We start from the raw sequence: 20,390 nt of genomic DNA on the forward strand, positions 1-20,390 counted from the left end.
CCGACCGTCGCAGCGCCGTCGCACAATGGAGCCATGACATTGAGCGCAGCACCGGCATGGCGGTTCTCCGGGCCCGAGGGCCAGCGGCATTACGAGCAGGCTCTTCGGGCCTATCCTGGGCAGATTATCGTGGACTTGCGGACCTTGAAGGCCAATATGGCCACCCTGGTGAATCTGGTTCATTCCACGAATCCTGGTGCTGCGGTCATGGGTGTGGTCAAGGCCGATGCTTACGGACATGGGCTCATTCCTGCCTCTCTGGCGGCGCTGGCGGGCGGAGCAACTTGGCTGGGCACGGCCCAGTCCAGCGAAGCCCTGCGTCTGCGCCGGGCAGGCATCGGCCCCGACCGTTGCCGGATCCTGTCCTGGATGTTCAATGGGGACCGCGCCCCCTTTGACCAGCTGATTCAGGCTGACATCGACCTGGGCGTCGGTTCTCTGAAGGCCATGAACATGGCGGCCCAGGCGGCAGATCGGGTCGGCAGGCCTGCCCGCGTCCACATCAAGGTGGACACCGGCTTTGGACGCAACGGCTTCACCCCTGGAACCTTCGGGGATGCCCTGCGTGAGCTCTCCAGCCTGGCCGCCCGCGGCCTGTTGGAGCCTGTGGGGCTCTTCAGCCACCTGGCGGTAGCCGACATGCCCGGTGTAGACGAGTTCGTGTCGTCCACTGACGAGCAAATCGCCCTCTTCGAGGAGTTCTCTGACAGGATGACGGCCGCCGGCATGAAGCCCGCAATCCGGCATCTGGCAAACACAGCCGCCACGCTCAGCCGTCCTGGGATACGTTATGATCTGACCCGTCCCGGCATCGGCCTGTACGGATACGAGCCTGATCCTTCAATGGGGGTTTCGGCCGATTATGGTCTGCGCCCGGCCATGACCCTTCAGGCCCAGCTGGGCACGGTCAAGGATATGCCGGCCGGTCACGGCATTTCCTATGGCCGAACCTATCTGACGGAGAAGCCGACGAGCACAGCCATCTTGCCCCTGGGCTACGCCGATGGAATCCATCGGTCGGCCTCGGGCTTCGACCGCCAGGGCGCTATGGGTCGGGAGCACCTGGGAGGTCCCGTCCGTCTGATGACTCGCCAAGGGCCCAAGTTGGTTCGCGTCGCTGGAAGGGTCTGCATGGACCAGTGCGTACTGGATCTAGAGGGCATGGCATCTGACTTAGGGGTGAGCGAGGGCGATACCGTTGTGCTCTTCGGGCCGGGCAGGGGGGAGGCTCAGGCTGAGCCAACCGCTGATGACTGGGCCCGGGCCGCCGACACCATCAGCTATGAGATCTTCACCTGCCTGCGTGGCAGGATTCCACGGCTCTACCTGGGCGTGCATGAGGTGGTCGACCCCTCCGACCTGCACCTGATTGCCCCTGGATCCATTCTTTGAGACCACTATCACAGGTAGAACCTGGGCTTGGGGCCTTGTCAAGGGGCAATATAAGTGGTGAGATGAGGTTATGACTACATATACAGGAAATGAACCAAGCAATATCTCATACACAGCCGTGGCTGACATCACCGGAGGCCGCGAGGGCCATGCGGACAGCCATGAGCCCGATCTCTCCCTGGACCTGGATACACCCAAGGCCATGGGGGGCAAGGGTCAGGGAACCAACCCCGAGCAACTCTTCGCCATCGGCTGGGGCGCCTGCTTCCAGGGAGCCATGGGACTGGCCGGCAAGGAGCTGCGCGTGCCGGCCACCAAGCTGGCCCAGAGCAAGGTGCGCACTCATATCTCCCTTGGTGACCAGGGCGAGTCCTTCGGCATCAAGGCTCTGATTGAAGTCTGTCTGCCCGGTGTCGATCGTGATTTGGCCACCCGCCTGGTGGAGCGCACCCAGGAGCTTTGCCCCTATTCCAAGGCTACGGCGGGCAACGTCCCCACTGAAGTGGTGGTCGTAGACAGTCTGGACTGAACGGAGCGCGCGCCTGATGGGCACTGACGAGGAAGGCGAATCTCGCCTGCTGGCTGAGGGCTACTCCGCCCAGGATCAGGAACGGTGGGCACCGGAGCCCCCGAAGACCAGCAGCAGGACCGCCTTTGAGCGTGATCGGGCGCGCCTGGTCCATTCTTCGGCGCTGCGTCGGTTGGGGGCCAAGACGCAGATTCTGGTCGCCGGCACCGACGACTTCGCGCGTACGCGGCTGACCCACACTCTGGAAGTGGCCCAGATCGGACGGCAGATCGGCACCATGCTGGGTTGCGACCCAGACGTGGTGGACTGTGCCTGTCTGGCCCACGACCTGGGCCATCCGCCCTTTGGCCACAACGGTGAACGTGCCTTGTCCTCGCTGGCCTCCGACATAGGGGGATTCGAGGGCAATGCACAAACCCTTCGACTGCTGACCAGGCTTGAGCCCAAGGTCTTCCACCCGGACGGACGCTCGGCAGGGGTCAACCTGACCAGGGCCGCCTTGGACGCTGCGGTCAAATATCCCTGGACCCTGGCCGAGGCCTCGGCTCATCCCAAGGGGGAGAGGACCGCCAAGTTCTGCGTCTATCCCGATGACCAGGAGGTCTTCCACTGGCTTAAGCAGGGAGCGCCGCAGGCCGGCACGCCTATGGAGTGCCAGGTCATGGACCTGGCTGATGACATCGCCTACAGCGTCCACGACGTGGAGGACGCCATCGTGGTCGGTTCTTTCGTGCCTGAGCGACTGGCCGAGCCCCGGATCATCGATGGCGTGGTCCGGGCCGCCCGATCCTGGTATGGGGACCGCTGGGATGCTGACCAGCTGATCCGAGCCTTGGAGACCGTCCGTGGCATGTTGCCGACGGGCTTCGATGGTTCACGCCGGGCCTTGGCTACTTTGAAGAACACCACCAGTTACCTGATCGGCCGCTTTGCCGACTCCGTGGAGGCGGCCACCCGAAGCCGCCACGGCCAAGGTCCGCTGACCAGGTACTCGGCTGGGTTGGTCATTCCTCCTCGGACCTCCTATGAGATTGTGGCCTTGAAGGGGATTGCGGTCTACTTCGTCATGGCTCCCCGTGAGAAGGAGCCCTTCCATGCAGAGCAGCTGCAAATCGTGACCGACCTGGTTGAGGTCATGATGGCCGACTCGCCAGCCCCCTCTGATGCCTTGGAGGACGTCTTCCTGGAGGATTGGCACCAGGCGGGTTCGGATGGGGAGCGCCTACGGGTGGCTATCGACCAGGTGGCCTCCCTGACCGACGGTTCGGCGCTGGCCCTGCATTCCTTGGTCTGCCCATAGGCCTGCCGTATTTATGCCGGGCGCAACACATCCCCCTGGGCCGGTAGGCTGGGTGTCATGTCCGGAATGATCAAGAAGGAAGACATCGAGAAGGTCAGAGCCAAGGCCGATCTGTATGAGATCGTATCTGAAAGCGTGACCCTGAAGCCTTCAGGTTCCGGCACTTACATGGGTCTGTGCCCCTTCCACGACGAGAAGTCTCCTTCTTTTTCAGTGCGTCCCTCCATGGGGGTCTGGCACTGCTTCGGCTGCGGACTGGGTGGCGACGTCTTCACCTACGTGGAGCAGGAGGAGAACGTCGAGTTCGGCGATGCCGTCGAGATTCTGGCAGACAAGTACCAGATCGAGCTGCATTACGAGAACTCCCGCCAGGACAAGCGTCGCGGGTCCAAACGTTCCCGCTTGCTGGAGGCCAACGAGGAGGCCCAGCGTTTCTTCGTTTCGCAGATCATGAGCAAGGAGGCGCTGGCGGCGCGCAAGCTCTTGGCAGGCAGGACCTTCTCACAGGCTGACAGCGCGCATTTCGGCTGCGGATACGCCCCACGAGGATGGGACAACCTGGTTCGTCACCTGTCCACCAAGGGTTTCACCCAGCAGGAGATGCTGGATGCCGGACTGGCCAGGCAGGGGCAGAGGGGAGTATACGACTACTTCCGGGGCAGGGTCACCTGGCCTATCAGGGATTCCACGGGTCGCACCCTGGGCTTCGGCGCTCGCAAGCTCTACGAGGACGACGGCATCAACGCCAAGTACATCAACACGCCGGACACCCAGCTCTACCGCAAGAACCAGGTGCTCTACGGCATCGACCTGGCCAAGGATGCCATCGTCAAAAAGCGGCAGGTGGTCATCGTGGAGGGCTATACCGATGTCATGGCCTGCCACCTTGCCGGCGTCGATACGGCTGTAGCCACCTGTGGCACTGCGTTCGGCGAGGACCATGCCAAGATCGTTCGCCGGCTCATCTCCGACGACGCATTAGGGGCCATCCAGCTGGTGGGGCCGGTCCAGGGCTCCCGGGTGGTCTTCACCTTCGACGGTGATGCTGCCGGGCAGAAGGCCGCCCTGCACGCTTTTGGCCTTGATGGGAGCTTTTTGACGCAGACCTTCGTGGCGGTGGCCCGGGAGAATCTGGATCCATGCGATCTGCGCATCCGCTATGGCGATGAGGCCGTTCGATCCCTGGTGGAGCATGCCCGGCCGCTGTACGACTTCGTCATCGACACCGCCGTGGCCATGTTCGACACCCAGTACACCACCGGACAGATGGGGGCTGTCAAGGCTGTGGCGCCCATCCTGGCCCAGATCAGGGATCGCTCCCTGGTCGGGGCCTATACCCGCAAGACCGCCAGAAAAATCGGTGTGGATCTGGATCTGCTGCGCCAGGAGGTCAACAGGGCCCGCCGCAAGCTGCATGTGAAGGACCAGGATGCCTATGCGGTCCGCACTCCTCACCGCGGTGCGGGTGAATCGGAGGGTCGCGCGGGCCATGGCAGTGACGATGCCATGCAACGCCGCAGGATACAGCGTGAGGATGCCCTCCGACAGGGCTATCATCACATCGATGATTCCGTCTTCATCTGCGAGCAGCAGTTCATGGGTGTACTGATTCAGATTCCCAGAGCGGTCGGTTCGGATGCCTTCGGCCAGCTGAGTCCGGACAGTTTCGAAGTTCCGATTTTCCGCTCGCTCTATCGGGCTGTGCAGGCTGCCGGAGGGCTGCCTGACAGGAAGACGCCCCAGGGACTGTGGATGCATAATTTGACCAAGGCGGGCGGGCCCATGCTGGAGTCGGCCATCAACGAGCTGGCTGTTATGCCCTTGCCGCTGAATTTGGATAAGCAGGAGGATAGGCAGAGGGGCTCAGGACCGGGCTCCAAGAAAGGCAATGAGGAGGGCGATCAGGGCGCAGGCTCCGATGAAGCGGATGTTCAGCTGAAACAGCCTAGCCCGGAGGAGCGTCAGTACGCCTCCGAACTGCTGGCAAGGCTGCTGGATGCCACTTACATGCGACTGATCGCCTCGGCCAAACACCGGATGAACCAGTTGCCAGACGGGCAGGAGAAGTTCGGTCTTCTTGGCCGGATCACCCAATACGAGACCCAACGCAATGAGTTGCGCAACCAGGTCTTCGGCAACGCCGAATGAACTGGTGGCCAGATAAGTTGGCTATTCCTGTCCTTCTCGACGCTTGCTTCCAGACAAGGAGGGGGTGGACTGGGGCTTGTGCTGGGTCTGGTTTCCCGCTAGGCGGGGAAGGAGATCCGGGAGTTGATGCAGGTCATCACAGTGACAATGACCGCGGTAATGATGCCACCCAGATAGGGATTTCTGGTGTGAGTGTAGATTGCACGAATCACGAGAGGCCTGATGGCCAGCGGGTTAAGGGTGTCAGCTTCCAGTCGGGTATCTGCGTGTTGCTCTCAAAAAGACCGTTGACTCCAGTGACGAAGGAATATCCATATCCAGCCAGTGCTGTAGTCGGTGCTGTAGCTTGAACTGCGTCAAATCCATTGTTGATGCAAGGCAGAGCTAGGGAATCGTTCCTCGCTTGTGAACTTGTAATGCCTTACGGATATAGTATTACTGGTAAGGCATGACAACTTGTTTCTTGTATTTACCTTGGCACTGTGGCACATTCTCAAGTACCGAACGGATGGGCGGAGTACGCCCTGGTATTAGGCATGAACATACAACGCCGAAGGACGGCTTTGCATTACAGCCAAGAGTTCGTCGCCTATAATGCGAATCTTTCCCGATTCGCATATCAACAGTTGGAGCATGGGCAGTCACGACCCGGGAGTCCGGCCAACCCCAGTTTAATCAACGTAATGGCAGTTGCTCAAGTGCTCGATGTGGGCCTGGATGAGTTGCTGCCTGCGCCCTGGCCGGACCTTCACGCAAAGTAGTGTGGGTGACGCCATTTTCAAGACAAGCCCTGCCGATAGGGTGAATGCATGAACATGGAGCATCAAAAGAAAGAAAGTCGTGCCGGGTCGACTGACAAAGTCCGGTCTGCTGTGGGTCGCCAACCGCTTGCAGTCTTCTGGGACATGGACGGAACCCTGATCGACTCAGAGCCCTACTGGCATCAGGCGGAGGTCGATTTAGCACGCGAGCATGGAGGAGACTGGAATGCCGACATGGGTTGGCAGGTCTCCGGCAAACCTTTGACCAGAGTGGCAAAGGTGATGCGTGAGCGGGGTCTTAACGTTCCTGAGAATCAGATTCCTGACCTGTTGATCGATGGAGTGATTGCCATGGAGGAGCGTCACATGCCCTGGATTGAAGGGGTCCGTGACATCCTGGCAGACCTTGTTGAAGCTGGCATTCCCTCGATTCTGGTCACTACTTCGCCACGCCGTATGGCTCAGGCAGTGGTCGCCAAGGCACCCGAGGGGGCTTTTGCCGACTATGTTTGCGGGGACGATGGGCTGGCGCAGAAACCCGATCCCGCCCCATATCTGCATGCGGCCAGTCTGGTGGGCATCAACAGCCCTGATTTGATGGCATCCTGTTTGGCTTTCGAGGATACTTTGACCGGCATCACTTCGGCTGTAGCCTCGGGAGCCACCACAGTTGCCTATACCGGCACCAACCCGGTCGACACCTCATCAGGCCCTCAGTTCGCTTCCATAAATAGCTATGTTGGAGTCAACTTGGATGATTTTTCTGCACTGGTTGCCAGGCGACTTGGACGATTGGGGTCGCCGGCTGCGCAGACTTGCTGAATCGTTAGGACTACTGTAGCGGCCGGTATTTTCGGCTGGAGCCGCGCGAAGTAGCCACCGGGTACCTGTCGGCCGTCCTTTGCAGTTTGTCCATGATGATTCGGTCCATGTCCAGATCCAGCCGATCCGCCAGCTGGATGCAATAGGTGAGCACGTCAGCCAGTTCGTCGGTCACGTGGCCTTTGTCTCCGTCCCTGGGATCGTCTCCCCACTGATAGCATTCCAGGAGTTCGGCCGCTTCGATGCAGATTGATTTGGCCAGGTTGGCGGGCGTGTGGAATTGGTCCCAGTCGCGCTCGTGCACAAAATCCATCACCGCTGTTTCCGTTTCCTTGCTGATCATGATTTCGAGCCTATCAGCCGGCCCTCCTTGCATCAGATTGGTATGGGTTTGTGGCATAGTGAAAATCATGGATTCATCAAGCGCACCGCAGCCTGTGGTGATGACTCTGCCCTATGGCAGCTTCAGAGATGAGGATTTCTCCAAGGCAATTGCCGAGTACAAGCAGGAGGAAGCTGTTGGCAGCCCGGACAGCAATTTCGAGGAGAGACTGCTGGAGGAGCTGTTCCTGCGCTATCCCACTGTATATATTGTTTCTGCCGACGTAGGGGACAGCGGCAAAGAACACGGCGGTGGGCCCCCTTATGTGGTTTATGTCGGGGAAACCAACGACATTCGTTCTCGGACCAGGCAGCATATCGAGCTGGATCCACGGAACCGGACGGATTGGGAACGCCTGGTGCGATTCATGCGCAGTCATCAGGACAGGGTTTGTCAATACATCATCGGTGATCGCCACTTCAATAAGTCCTTGACCTTGGATATGGAAAATCGGTTAATGGGGTATATGCAGAGCGTCGACGCGGTCAAGCTGGTCATGAACCGTCGAACCAATGCTCAGGACATGTATTACACCAGTGATGAATTCGACGGCATCTTTTCCATGGCTTGGCAGACCCTGCACGAAATGGAGCCCGATCTGTTCCCGGAAGAGAAGGCCATCCTGGACTCCGCCCTGTTCAAGGCCTCGCCCTTCCGCAAGCTCACCGACGAACAACGGCGAGCCGAAGAAACTGTTCTGCATGTGCTGGAGTCGGTCATTATTCAAAACCCAGGCGAGGGTTTCCACTCGATGACGGAATCGATAGGCCCGGTTCGGATCAAGGATAAAGCGCATACCCAGGTCATTGTCGTTCAGGGCATGTCGGGGACTGGCAAGACCGTTTTGCTCAGCCATCTCTTCTATCAGATATGTGCCAGGTACGGCATCTATGGAAACTTGAACGGCAAGGACGATAACCGTTCGGCGAAGGCCAGGCAGCGTTCCTACATCATTGTCAACCAGACCGAGCAGGCTAATGTATACAACCAGATGGCTCTGAAGCTGGGATTGCAAAAGAAACGCGGACAGTGCGTGGTTGGCGCTGTCCAGTTCATCAATCGTTTCAGCAAGCAGACCAATCGAAATGGCCGGTCCACAGGCAGGGCAGCGGATCCCATGAATAGCGTCGACGCTCAGGCGGATGTTGTGCTGATTGACGAGGCGCATCTGCTTCTGACACAAGGGTCGCAGAGCTACTCCGGAAGCAATCAGCTCTATGACATATTGCGGCGGGCAAAAGTGGCGATCGTGGTTTTCGACCCGGAACAGGTCCTGCGTGGATCCCAGTTCGTGGATGCCCAGGAAAGTCGGCTCCTGGGATTGACGGGTTCTGAACATGACAAGACTTTCTTGCAATCCATGCTCATCCGCGAAAAGTCGCGGGACGGTCAGCATGTACGCGAGGATACTTTCCAGGTCAGTCATGTTCGTTTGGATCAACAGATGCGCATTCAGGCTGATCCTGCGACATGCGCCTGGCTGGATCGGATGACAGCCAAGGATGGCGTCATCGGCCCACTGCATCCGGATCCTTGGGAGCATCCATATGAGATAAGAGTTTTTGACTCACCTAAGTATTTAAGGAAGTTCATTCGGCAAAAGGATCGGGAGCAAAAAAGCAAGGGGTCCTTGGGCCTTTGCCGACTCCTGGCCACCTATGACTGGCCTTACAGCAGCAAGAATCATCCGGATTCACATGATCCCTCCCGACATTGGCAGGTTGTACTGCACCAAGAGGATTCAGGCCAGTGGGTGTGGGCCGAAGAGGGTCAGGACGGCGAAGGTGAATTTGCCATGCCCTGGAATTACGAACTATATGAAGCCCAGGGAAACTCTGCTGCAAATCACCGGATCGCCTGGGCCGAGCTGCCTTTCACCATTGATGAAGTGGGCTCCATCTTCACCATCCAAGGTTTTGACCTCAACTACGCGGGAGTCATCATCGGGCCCTCGGTCACCTACAGGAATGGGAAGATCGAATTCGAACCGAAGCTCAGTTGCAACACATTGGCGACCAACCAGCGGTCTGAGCCGGAGATGGATCCCGTAGACAATCTTCGGCACGAGTTTAATGTGCTGCTCAAACGAGGGGTACACGGATTGGGGCTATTTGCGGTGGACCCTGAGCTTCGGAGTCGACTGGCCTGGGCTGTGGGTGGGTTCGCCCAAGTTCGGGACTGACCGGCCTAACGCGCCTACATCGATTGAATGCCAATCGGCGGTATCATGTCCTGGGCCATGGTCCATGGCCCAGGACATGTTCATGAGAAAGGTGTAGGCGAGTATATGACGACGCGCAAGATCATCCTGGACTGCGATCCAGGTCATGACGATGCGGTGGCTATCCTTCTGGCAGTAGGCGATCCGCGGATCGACCTGATCGGAGTGACTACGGTTGGCGGCAACCAGAGTCTGGACAAGGTTACCTATAATGCGAGGGCTGTGCTGGAAAAGGCACATGCGCGCCAGGTGCCGGTCCATGCCGGATGCGATAGGCCGTTGGTGCGTCCTCAGGAGGTAGCTGCTTCAATTCATGGCCAGACCGGCCTGGACGGTGTCGAGCTGCCTGAACCTACCCGGCCCCTGGATCCCGGCCACGCCGTCGATTGGATCATCGAGACCATCATGCGCGAGGAGCCGGGCACAGTGACCCTGGTCCCCACCGGACCCCTGACCAACATCGCCATGGCCGTTCGTAAGGAACCCCGCATTGTCGACCGCGTCCGTGAGGTTGTGCTCATGGGTGGTGGCTACCATGTAGGCAATTGGAGTGCTGTCGCTGAATTCAACATCAAGGTGGATCCCGAGGCTGCTCATATCGTCTTCAATGAGTCTTGGCCGGTCACCATGGTGGGGCTGGACCTGACTCATCAGGCCCTGTGCACACCAGAGGTTCAGCAGCGCATCGAGGGCATCGGCACCGATCTGGCCCACTTCGTCAGCGGGCTGATGGACTTCTTCCGCAAGTCCTACCAGGACAACCAGGACTTCGTGGACCCGCCCGTGCATGATCCCTGCACTGTGGCCTATCTGATTGACCCCTCCATTGTGAGCACCCGTCGTTGCCCGGTGGATGTGGAACTGCGCGGGGATCTGACCTGCGGGATGACCGTGGCCGATCTGCGCGGCCCTGAGCCCTCTGCCGAGGACTGCCACACCCAGGTGGCCGTCAAACTGGACTTCCAGGGATTCTGGGACCTGGTGGTCAAGGCCATCACCGCGATTGGATGAGATCAATGAAGACTTCGAACACGGCATCGTCCGAGACTGATAAGCCCGCTGCCGCGACCGCTGGCGGCTCAGGCTCTTCAATCGTGGCTCTGATGACAGCCCTTATGGCCGCCGTCTTCGCCTTCCAGCTCAACGCATCTATGCTCTCGCCGGCTCTGACGACCATGGGGACCGAGCTCAATGCCAGCAGCTCCAGCATCGGTCTGACACAAACGGTGTTCTTCACCTCCTGTGCGGTCTTCTCCCTATTCCTGCCTCGGCTGGGCGACCTGGCCGGCCGCAAGAAGGTGCTGTTGGGCATGTTGAGCCTGACGGCCCTGGGATGTGTGGTTTCCGCCCTGGCTCCCAATGTGACGGTGCTCATGATTGGTCGCGTCATTCAGGGGGTGGCTGGTCCGGTCGTGCCCATGACCCTGATCATGCTGCATGCCGAGGTGACCGATGAGGCCCGATACGCCAGGCTCATGGCCGTTTTGACGGCGGTCAACGGCGGCATCGGCGGCGTGGATGCCATCCTAGGCGGGTGGCTGGCCGGCACCTTCGGCTTCCGCTCGGTCTTCTGGTTCATGGTGGCCATTGCTGTGATCGCCGTACTCCTGGTGGCCCTCTTCGCCCGCGAGAGCTATGCAGACGATCGCCCCCGCATGGACTGGGCCGGTGTGGTCTTCCTCTGCATCGCCTTCCTGGCCGCATACCTGGCTATCAATGAGGTCGAGAAGCTTGCCCAGGCGCGCTGGCTACTGGTGGTTGTCGAGATCCTGGTGGCTGCGGTCTTCTTCATGATTTTCTGGAAAGTCGAGAGCACCACGTCGGCACCCATGGTCACCACCACCTATCTCAGACAGCGGCGCACCTGGGGACTTCTGCTGACGACTCTCACCACCATGGTGGGTGTCTTCGCCATCATGAACGGTGTCGTTCCGGCCCTTGCCCAGGATGGCGAGGTAGGTGTCGGCTTGAAGGCCAGCATCGTCTCCTTTGCGACGCTGACCCCCTATGCCTTGGTCGGTCTGGTCTTTGGTCCGGTTGCCGGGATGCTGGCCTCGCGCTTTGGCTACATCAAGGTCCTGAGAGTCGGTCAGCTGGTCAGCGTGCTGGGACTGGTCTTCGGCATCTACGTCTGTCTGGTTCCCAGCATCTGGAGTCTGGTGCTCCTCTCCCTGATCCTGGGTGTCTCCTACGCGGGGACGGCCAACATCATGCTCAACGGGCTGGGCGTGGTCCTGTCTCCTGCGGACAACACCGGGTATCTGCCGGGACTCAACGCCGGAGCTTTTAACCTAGGCTCAGGCCTGAGCTATGCGGTCCTCTACGCATTCATGAGCGGCCTGGCGGCGTCCGGGGGAGCCCGCGCTGGATATGTTGCCGCCATGATCGGAGGCGGAGTGCTGGTGCTGATTGCCCTGGTCCTGTCCTGCCTGATTCCCGATCCGGAACGAATGGATGACAAGTAATATTGCCATCTGACGGGGGTCCTGCGAATGCAACCTATCCGCAGGACCCCTATTCATGTTTAATGGGCATCCGACTCTGTGACTGTCCGACAAGGGTCAAAAGTCGGGGCCAGACAGACTAGCCGTCAGTAGCGCCGAGTGTTCCGACCCCGGGTTCAGGAGCGGAAAATAGCGTCAACAGAGGCCCTGTAAGCCATGGGCGGGCGCGTAAACTAAGTGAGGAATTCGTTCGCCGGAGGTGACCATGCAACATCGGGTGATCGGACTGCTGAAAAACGAGACCGTCCTGGTCGTCGCGGCAGTCATCGCTCTCGTATCCTGCATTCTCATTCCTCCCGACCGACAGTATCTGGGCTACATCCACGTCAATACCCTCACCCAGCTGGGTTCCCTGATGATGGTGGTCTGCGGATTTCAGCGGATCGGGGTCTTCCATGCCATTGGTGCCGGCCTGCTGAGTCGCGTCCGCTCGGTGCGGGGCCTGGCCTTGGTCCTGGTTTCCCTGCCTTTCTTCTCCAGTATGTTCATCACGAACGATGTAGCCCTGGTTACTTTCGTGCCCTTCGCCGTTGCTGTGCTCATCATGGCCGGTCTGGAAAGCCATGCCCTGCTGATCGTCACCCTGATGACCCTGGGCGCCAATGTGGGCAGCATGCTGACCCCGATTGGCAATGCTCACAACTTATACCTCAAGGCCCGCTCCGAGATGCCTACTGGGGAGTTTCTCCTCCTTATGGCGCCCTACGCTCTGGTGGCGGCCCTGATGCTCTTCGTGTGCTGCTGGTTCGCTTTCAGGAATCAGCATTTGGACAAGTTCGAGGGCATGGATGCACAAGAGATTCGTCACAGCATACTAGCGCCCAGGGAGGAGGGGATACAGCCTCAGGTCAAGGAGATGCAACGGTCCAGCGGATGGCGCATCGCCATCTACCTTCTTCTTTTTCTTGTCTGCCTGCTTGGTGTGGCCAAGCTGATTCCCCAGTGGACCATGGTCCTGGTGGTGGTTGTGACCTTTCTGATCTGCGACAGGCGGGTCTTTCTGCATGTGGACTGGGGTCTGCTGCTGACCTTCGTGGCCTTCTTCATTTTCATAGGCAATGCCAGGAGGATTCCCCAGTTTTATAACCTGGTCAGCGGCCTGGTCAACATCCACCCTTTGATTACCTCGGTCCTGTGTAGCCAGGTCATCAGCAATGTGCCCACAGCCCTTCTGGTCTCAGGTTTTTCGACAGCCTGGCGCCCGATCATTCTGGGCACCAACCTGGGTGGGCTCGGCACCCTGGTGGCTTCAATGGCCTCGCTGATCTCCTACAAGGCTGTGGTCAAGCAGTATCCGAGCAAGAAAGGTGAGTACCTGAAAATCTATACTGCTTTTAATCTGCTCTTCCTCGTCGTGTTGGTTGGCATGGCCCTGCTGCTGGAGTAGACTACCCACCATCAACCAGGAATGGTGCCGCTGACATTGAGAGGGAGGCAGCAACGGTGGAACCGGACCCGTGCGCGTCTAAGCCCAAGGACACAGGGATATTGACCAGACAGAACCTTGGGGTTCTGGTCGGAATCATGGCCTTGGCCATCATGTCGCGGTTTGACTCCATCATCTCTCCCTCCGTTGCCGCCATCCAGGCATCCTTTCCTCATGCTGATCCCTCCACCGTTGAATCGGTGGTTTCCATCGGTTCTTCGGCAGCTATAGTTTCAGCTCTTTTATTTGGTCAACTCCTGACCAGGATGAGGTTCAAAACAGCTGCCTGCATCAGCTGTCTGTGTGTCGCACTGGGCGGCTTGATGCCCCTTTTGGTGCATAGCAGTGTAAGACAGCTGCTCTTGTTTGCCTTGGTTGTCGGATTCGGCGTGGGCATCGCCACCACAGTTCTCCCCAGCCTGTCGGCAAGGTTCTTCCGCGGGAAGCAGTTGGCGGCGCTGATGGGGCTGGTCCTGGCTGTTCAGGATGGCTCTTCCATGCTGGTCCTTGCCCTGGGCGGTGTCCTGGCCAAGGGAGGGTGGCTGCACAACTATTGGCTCTATTTCCTGGCCTTGCCTGCCCTGGTCTTGGTCATCTTCATGGTCCCCGGAGTCGGTGCCGTCGAGGAGGAGTCGGAAAAGGCCACAGAGTCTCAAGTCTCCCCCTCGCAGAAGGGCAGACAATGCTGGTGGGCTACCATTTCTTGCATTCTCATCGGTTTTCTGAGCATTTTCCTGGTCGCGGTTCTGTACAACAAGCTCGCAGTCTACATAGCCAAGTACGGTTTGGGCGGCACCAGTGCAGCCGGGGTGGCCTTGATGTTCAACACGGGTTCCTCGGTCGTGATCGGGCTTAGTATTAACGGCATCAAGCGGGTCTGCCGGCAATGGACGATTCCGGTCGCCTTCCTTTTGATGGCCTTGGGCGCCCTGCTCTTCCTGACCACCCGCTCCTTCCTGCTGGTCTGCTTATCGGCCTTCCTGGTTGGTTCGGGCAGTGCCATCAATATGGCCACCTGCCCCTTCCTCCTGTCCAACCTGACTCCGCACAGACGCTATCCCTTGGTCATGGGGGTTTTCTCGGCCACCACCAGCCTTGGTTTTACGGCATCCACCTGGGCTTTCAAGGCTTTCTCAACAGCGTTTGGACTGAATCCGGTAACCGGCAGTTTCATAGGCATGCTGATCATTGCTCTGCTGGCCGCTGTCATTCTCTCGCTTGTTCGCTTCCAGAGCTGTGTCGAATCCCGCTTCATTGAGCAATAAGTCACCCCTTAAGCTGTACAAGCCAGAAGTGCAGATTCTTCGCCTAATCATCGCGACAGGTAGGGGTTGCCGGTGATGATGAACCTCCGTAGGGTCTCCTTGGCGTGGGATATGCCAATTCGGGGGGTTGCCGTGATGGTCTCTTCCTGGTCCAGACTGGCGGCTGCCAGGCGGATGGGCGGTTTCCTGAGGTCATGGCCGTAGTTGCGCTTGTCGATGTCCAAGGCCTGACAGAGCTTGGCGGGACCGTTGGTCAGTTCACGGTCCGGGTGGCGGCCGTGCCTGTGACTGCGCAGAAGATCCACACCCTGCACCGGCTGGCAGGCTCGAATCAGCACACCTGCCCCGAATCCGTCCTCCTGGCAGGAGATATTCATGCAGTAGTGCATTCCATAAGTGAAGTAGACATACATGTGTCCGCTGGGGCCGAAGAGGGCAGCGTTGCGCGCCGATCGTCCATGGTAGGCATGGCTGGCCGGATCATTCTGATCGTAGGCCTCGGTTTCCACGATCCGAACCCAGGCCTGTTCCCCCTCCGACTGGTAGTCCCGGATAATCAGGCAGCCCAGAAGCATCCGAGCTGCCTGATCCACAGGGCGATCCAGAAAGTCAGGGAAGACCAGGTGATTGTCCTGGCTTGAAACGGTCTTCATTCCGTCTGGTCCTTGCGGACCCAGACCGCGCGCTGGCCGCGTGATTCCGGCTGAATGCAGACGAAATTATCCTGGTGGGGCAGGGCGGCGACCTGTGGATGGTCGTGATCGTAGAGTCCCTGGGCCTGGGCGCCGCCGGCATCACCGACCTGGGCGAAGAAGTCCTCGGAGGCATCCTTGAACCAGGTCCACTCCTCTGGCAGGTCCTCCTCGTAGAAGATTGCCTCCACAGGGCAGACAGGCTCGCAGGCACCGCAGTCGATGCATTCGTTGGGGTTGATGTACAGATTTCTGGGGCCCTCGTAGATGCAATCCACCGGGCATTCATCCACGCAGGCCTTGTCTTTGACGTCCACGCAGGGCTGGGCAATCACGTAGGTCATTGCTTTACTCTCCCTTTTGATCGACTATCCGCTTTCACTACTTTCAGAAAGCAGCCTTTTGGTGAGGACAAGGGTTTCAAGGATACGCTGGCTTGTTTGTCGCCGGCCTTCTTGTTTCCGCCATCCACGAGCCCTTGGATCATGCCCAGATGGATTGTGCAGATAATGGGATGGCTGCTGACGCTGTCCAGGAAGGGGCATGAGGTCAGATACAGGCTTGCTGTATTCGGCTGCGATCTCACCGGTGCAAAACCCAGGGTGGTCAGAGCATTCAACAATGTCTGAGTGACGCTCGATGGAAGGTCCTTCTCTGTATTTTCCCTGCTCTGCCTGGCCAGGGTTCGGCCCCAGGCCATACCCGCTTTCAGCGCGGCTCTGTTTCTGCTTCGGGTATCGGGGCAGGCGGTTTCCAGAGCCATGCAGAGCGAGGAGATCATATCCTCCCTGGCTCGGTTCATGTATGTGGGGGAGTAGATGACAGCCGGTCTGCCTCGACCGGCTGATTGACCATCACTGTCCTTTCTCTGGCGGACTGCCTCACCTTGTTCGACCAGACGTTCAAGATGGAAACGGGCGGTCGTCGGATGGATGCCGAAGGTTGCCCCGATTTGCTGTGTGGTAAGACCTGTGCCGGTCTGTTCGACTGCCGTATGCAGGTAATCCAAGATTGCGGAGCGGATCTCTTCTCCGCTTCTGCGCCTGGCGGGGGCTTGAATTTCCTGACTCATCGATTAAATTGTATAACTATCAAATCAATTATCAACCCAGGACAAGGCGGACAGACCCATGCAGAACGACCAGAAGATGCGCAAGTCCGGCGGCAGAACCGCTTTGCCCAGATCCAGGATGGCCCTTCTCATAGGCGCAGGTCTGGCTGCACTGCTTGGCCTTGTAGCGGCGCTGATTCGTTCGGACCTGATCCATCCTTCAGACAGGGTTCCCCTGGCTGATCTGCACGGCGGGCTCATGGTCTATGGGTTTTTGGGCGCCGCCATTGGTCTGGAGAGGGCGCTGGCTTATCGCAGCGGCGGATCCAAGAAGCCCTCCTGGGGGTTTCTCGCTCCTGCCTTGGGCTTGCTAGGGTCCCTGCTTTGCCTGATCTCGCTCATAGTTTCGAGCCGCGCTGCCGCCCCATCATGGGTCAGGGTGGAGCTTTTTGGTGGCATTCCGTGGACTTTGTCCATGTTAGTCCTGACGGCCATGTATCTGGCCATCTGGCATCGTCAGCCTTCTGCAGAGGTGCTCATACAGGTTCTCGGATCCCTGGTGGGTCTGGTCGGAGCTTTTGGATGGGTTGCAGGATTGGATGCCTCGGTTCTGGCTCCAACCTGGCTCTTCTTTCTGATTCTGACCATCGTAGGGGAGCGGGTGGAGCTGGCCAGGGCGGTCTTCTCGGATATCCGTCTTGAATCCGGAATTCTCGGTCTGAGCCTCCTGACCGTCCTGATGCTGCCTGTTCAAGCCATGGCACCTTCGGTCGGTTATCCGCTTCTGGGATTGGCTTTGGGCCTGCTTCTCCTGGTCATGGCCAGTCACGATGTGGCCAAGGGTACCTTCCGGCATGGCGGTCTGCCAGGATTCATGGGCACCTGCATGCTGTCGGCCTACGCCTGGGGGCTTCTGGCTGCCCTCATCTGGATGGCGACACCTCTGGATTCCAGCACCTACTGGGGCGATATGGCGTTGCATGCCTTGGCCGTGGGATTCATCATGACCATGGTCATCGCCCATGTCTGCATGATCGTCCCCTCGGTCATTCGCAGGCCCCTGCCTTTTCATCCCCTCCTCTGGGGCGCCTGGGCGCTTATGCAGGTTGGCTTGCTGATCAGGCTTCTTGGAGCCATCCGGCTCTACACGCCCTTATGGAAGGCGGGAAACCTGCTGAACGTCCTGGGAATCCTCTCCATGATGATGACCGTGGTTTACCTGGCTGCTCGCGGCAAGCAGGTTCTGGCATCCAAACGCTACCGTCGGCGCCAGCCCGAGGACTCGCAAGCCGAACATGTCGGGACCCTGGCCCTGAGGACGGATCTGGTTGCCACATCGGTTACCGTGCTGGTCCTGGTGGCCGCCGTGGTCTTGATGGCCTTCCGGCCGACTCTGGCTGTCTCGGTCGGGGCTGCGCCCAATACTGGAGGCGTCCAGGAGGCATCGTCAAAGAGCGTCCAGCCGACTGGTCACACCAGCAGAGCATCAATCAGGGTAAAGGGGATGGCCTTTGTGCCGGATACCATCACCATCAATGCAGGCGACCGGTTGGTTGTAGAATTTGAGAACACCGGAGATCAGCGGCACGACTTGGTTTTCGCCAATGGCAAGAGCACGGGGTCCGTTCCTGTAGGCCAGAGCGTCTCGGTCGACTTGGGCGTCCTGAGCGGCGACACATTGGGATGGTGCTCGCTGGCAGGACACCGTCAGATGGGCATGGAGCTCAAGGTCAAGGCCAGGGGTGGAACAACTACCGAGCAAGTCCAGTCCTCCGCTCGGAAGATGACCATGAGCCAGGTCCCTTCGGCATCCAACCTCAAGTCGCAGGCCGAGAAGAGCGACCCTGCCAAGGCCACTCTTCCGCCCCTGGATGACCAGGGGAAGGCTGGTACCAGAAAGTACACCCTGGATGTCAAGGAACGTAAGGAGCAGGTGGCAGCAGGGCTTACGCGCACGGTATGGAGCTTCGATGATGCGGACGATCCGCGGGATGAGGGGTCGAGGCCCTTGGCCCAGGGTCCGGTGCTCAGAGGCCGGGTGGGAGACACCTTTGAAGTCACCATCAGAAACAGGGGAAGCATGAGCCATTCCATTGACTTTCATGCAGGTCCCGCTGTTCCGCAGACCATGATGCGCAATATAGAACCCGGCAAGGAGCTCTTATACACCTTCACCGCTGATCGGGCTGGCATTTGGATGTACCACTGCAGCAGCGACCCCATGTCAAACCATATAGCCAACGGAATGTATGGGGCTGTGGTCGTGGATGGCGGCGCCCTTCCGCCAGTGGCTGCTGAATATGTTCTGATCCAGTCCGAGATCTATCTGGGGTCAAATGGAGGGGCTGCCGATGCTGGAAGGGTGGCGGCCATGAGCCCGGATATCATGACCTTCAACGGACGGGCCTTTCAATACGACGCCCATCCCCTCAAGCTGGGGAAGGGGCAAAGGGTCCGCATCTGGGTTCTGGACGCCGGACCCAACCAGCCGCTGTCCTTCCATATCGTGGGAACCCAGTTCGATACGGTCTGGACCGAGGGCCGTTATCTGATAGGTGGAGGTTCAGGAGGGAATTCCTCTGTCTCATCGGCCGGAGCGCAGGTACTGCCCTTGTTGCCGGCCCAAGGCGGCTTTGTCGAGCTCAGGGTCGATCAGCCGGGCGACTATTCCATAGTAAACCACGTCATGAGCCTGGCCGAGAAGGGCGCCCACGGCATCCTGCAGGTTTCATGAACGTGTGCAGGCCGGTAGCCGTCCATGTAGAAAAATGTTCTCTTCGCCTTTTATGGATATGTGTGTGGTTGTGAGGATATTTCTGGGGGCCCGGATGCAAGTCCTATTGGCTTCCGTTGTTGCCGCGTGGCAAACAACCGTATCGGGTTCGGTATTTTTTGTAAAAATAGGTTTTATTGCTCCAGCCGACCATGGCAATGATCTTGTCCATCGGCAGCTGTGTATTCTCAGCCAGGAAATGCGCTCGGTTGAGACGTTCGTCAGTCTGAATTTCCTTAAACGTTCTTCCTGTGCGCTTCTTGATCAGGCTTCCCAGGTAATTGCGGTTATAACCTAGCTCCCGTGCGGTTTCTTCCAGAGTCAGATCGGCGGCATTCTCCCGAAGCATCTGCAGGACTTTCAGTACCGGATCATGAATGACCTGCTGCTGATCCTCTCGATATGTCTCTACGGGTACGTTTTCGATCAGTTCCATGAATAGGATTGTGACCTCCAGTCGGATAATCTCGCCGGTCAGATAGCTGTCCGAATAGTATTTTTCCATGATTTGCCTCAGCAGCTGTTGTATCGTCGGGTATTTTGAGCTCCTGAATATCATGTATGTGCTCTCGTCCTGGCTGGTCATATTGTGCATGAGGAAGTCAAAAACATATGCATTGTAGTGCATGATGCTTCCCAGACTGCTGGCATCAAAGTTCTCGACCGGAAACATGAGATTGATTATGATGTCCTCCCGGCTGGGCGCAGCAATTGCGTGAACGGTGTTTTTTGACATGAGGAGCAGATCGCCCATATTGAGGTGTTGCTGCTGACCGTTCACTGTCTGACTGGAGCTTCCGGAGTAAACGTAGTTCATCTCCAGAAAGCTGTGACCGTGTTCCGGATAGTCGGCGAATCTGGAGCACTTGCTGATATAGACCTTTCTGTCATTCAGAAAATATGAATCTCTGATAATGACCCGGCCGTTCTTCAGGGTGAATGAACTGTTTTTGATTTCTGTCATCTTCCTGTGCTCTCGGACGTTTTTCAGCTCGTCCTGGCTCATTGAGAATAGTATCTTGTCGATATCCATCTTCTTTGACCACCATCCTCTATGGAACGCTAACAGACCTGTGGTTTTGTTACACGAGTTCTGGAACGGGGACATCGTCGCCCTACATATC

General features: G+C 58.5%; 16 protein-coding genes. 11 read left to right on the forward strand and 5 right to left on the reverse strand.

Annotation, left to right across the window (positions count from 1 at the left end; genetic code table 11):
- Positions 1-33: 33 nt before the first annotated feature.
- The 5 genes from alr to H3T88_RS02405 all read left to right on the forward strand — a co-directional run bounded on the left by alr (position 34) and on the right by H3T88_RS02405 (position 6,952).
- Positions 34-1,392 (forward strand): alanine racemase, encoded by a 1,359-nt coding sequence (gene alr, locus H3T88_RS02385; RefSeq protein WP_198203393.1) that lies wholly within the window; start codon positions 34-36, stop codon positions 1,390-1,392.
- A gap of 70 nt (positions 1,393-1,462) precedes the next feature.
- Complete coding sequence (locus H3T88_RS02390) at positions 1,463-1,921, forward strand: Ohr family peroxiredoxin (protein WP_015022199.1); 459 nt, start codon at positions 1,463-1,465, stop codon at positions 1,919-1,921.
- Positions 1,922-1,937: 16 nt separating this feature from the next.
- Positions 1,938-3,221 carry a deoxyguanosinetriphosphate triphosphohydrolase gene (locus H3T88_RS02395; protein ID WP_198203394.1) on the forward strand — a complete coding sequence of 428 codons (1,284 nt, stop codon included), beginning with the start codon at positions 1,938-1,940 and terminating at the stop codon, positions 3,219-3,221.
- Positions 3,222-3,278: 57 nt separating this feature from the next.
- On the forward strand, positions 3,279-5,369 hold the full coding sequence (dnaG, locus tag H3T88_RS02400) for a DNA primase (protein ID WP_198203395.1): 2,091 nt from the start codon (positions 3,279-3,281) through the stop codon (positions 5,367-5,369).
- 809 nt (positions 5,370-6,178) lie between these two features.
- On the forward strand, positions 6,179-6,952 hold the full coding sequence (locus H3T88_RS02405; RefSeq protein ID WP_198203396.1) for an HAD family hydrolase: 774 nt from the start codon (positions 6,179-6,181) through the stop codon (positions 6,950-6,952).
- 10 nt (positions 6,953-6,962) lie between these two features.
- Here H3T88_RS02405 and H3T88_RS02410 read toward each other — a convergent pair whose 3' ends face one another.
- A complete protein-coding gene (locus H3T88_RS02410; protein WP_198203397.1) occupies positions 6,963-7,295 on the reverse strand; it encodes a nucleotide pyrophosphohydrolase in 333 nt (110 codons plus the stop codon).
- 67 nt (positions 7,296-7,362) lie between these two features.
- Here H3T88_RS02410 and H3T88_RS02415 point away from each other — a divergent pair, with 67 nt between their 5' ends.
- From H3T88_RS02415 to H3T88_RS02435, 5 genes are all read left to right on the forward strand, one after another.
- The gene (locus H3T88_RS02415; RefSeq protein WP_198203398.1) at positions 7,363-9,516 is read left to right on the forward strand and encodes a DUF2075 domain-containing protein; all 2,154 of its coding nucleotides are present in this window, start codon (positions 7,363-7,365) and stop codon (positions 9,514-9,516) included.
- 105 nt (positions 9,517-9,621) lie between these two features.
- Positions 9,622-10,566, forward strand: coding sequence for a uridine-preferring nucleoside hydrolase UriH (uriH, locus tag H3T88_RS02420; RefSeq protein ID WP_015022193.1), 945 nt, complete (start codon positions 9,622-9,624; stop codon positions 10,564-10,566).
- A 5-nt stretch (positions 10,567-10,571) separates the two neighbouring features.
- Positions 10,572-12,020, forward strand: a complete 1,449-nt coding sequence (uriT, locus tag H3T88_RS02425) for a uridine transporter UriT (protein ID WP_415873714.1) — start codon at positions 10,572-10,574, stop codon at positions 12,018-12,020.
- Positions 12,021-12,264: 244 nt separating this feature from the next.
- On the forward strand, positions 12,265-13,446 hold the full coding sequence (locus H3T88_RS02430; protein ID WP_198203540.1) for an SLC13 family permease: 1,182 nt from the start codon (positions 12,265-12,267) through the stop codon (positions 13,444-13,446).
- Between the two features lie 101 nt (positions 13,447-13,547).
- Entirely contained in the window at positions 13,548-14,750 is a 1,203-nt protein-coding gene (locus H3T88_RS02435; protein WP_198203399.1) for an MFS transporter, read from the forward strand.
- Between the two features lie 47 nt (positions 14,751-14,797).
- On the opposite strand, the gene H3T88_RS02440 is transcribed toward H3T88_RS02435, so the two are convergent.
- From H3T88_RS02440 to H3T88_RS02450, 3 genes are read right to left on the reverse strand one after another with little or no spacing between them, the layout of a single operon-like run.
- Positions 14,798-15,403, reverse strand: a complete 606-nt coding sequence (locus H3T88_RS02440; RefSeq protein WP_198203400.1) for a DNA-3-methyladenine glycosylase — start codon at positions 15,401-15,403, stop codon at positions 14,798-14,800.
- Positions 15,400-15,786: a ferredoxin gene (gene fdxA, locus H3T88_RS02445; protein WP_198203401.1), complete on the reverse strand. Its 387-nt coding sequence runs from the start codon at positions 15,784-15,786 to the stop codon at positions 15,400-15,402. The genes H3T88_RS02440 and fdxA overlap by 4 nt, the downstream gene beginning before the upstream one ends.
- Positions 15,783-16,514, reverse strand: coding sequence for a helix-turn-helix transcriptional regulator (locus H3T88_RS02450; protein WP_198203402.1), 732 nt, complete (start codon positions 16,512-16,514; stop codon positions 15,783-15,785). The genes fdxA and H3T88_RS02450 overlap by 4 nt, the downstream gene beginning before the upstream one ends.
- 58 nt (positions 16,515-16,572) lie before the next feature.
- On the opposite strand from H3T88_RS02450, the gene H3T88_RS02455 reads away from it, so the two are divergent.
- The gene (locus H3T88_RS02455; RefSeq protein ID WP_198203403.1) at positions 16,573-19,227 is read left to right on the forward strand and encodes a multicopper oxidase domain-containing protein; all 2,655 of its coding nucleotides are present in this window, start codon (positions 16,573-16,575) and stop codon (positions 19,225-19,227) included.
- 103 nt (positions 19,228-19,330) lie between these two features.
- Here the strand turns inward: H3T88_RS02455 and H3T88_RS02460 are convergent, their stop codons facing one another.
- Positions 19,331-20,299, reverse strand: a complete 969-nt coding sequence (locus H3T88_RS02460; protein WP_181415629.1) for an AraC family transcriptional regulator — start codon at positions 20,297-20,299, stop codon at positions 19,331-19,333.
- Positions 20,300-20,390: the final 91 nt, after the last annotated feature.

The sequence above is a fragment of the Bifidobacterium sp. W8110 genome, from assembly GCF_016101375.1.
Classification (GTDB): Bacteria; Actinomycetota; Actinomycetes; order Actinomycetales; family Bifidobacteriaceae; genus Bombiscardovia; species Bombiscardovia asteroides.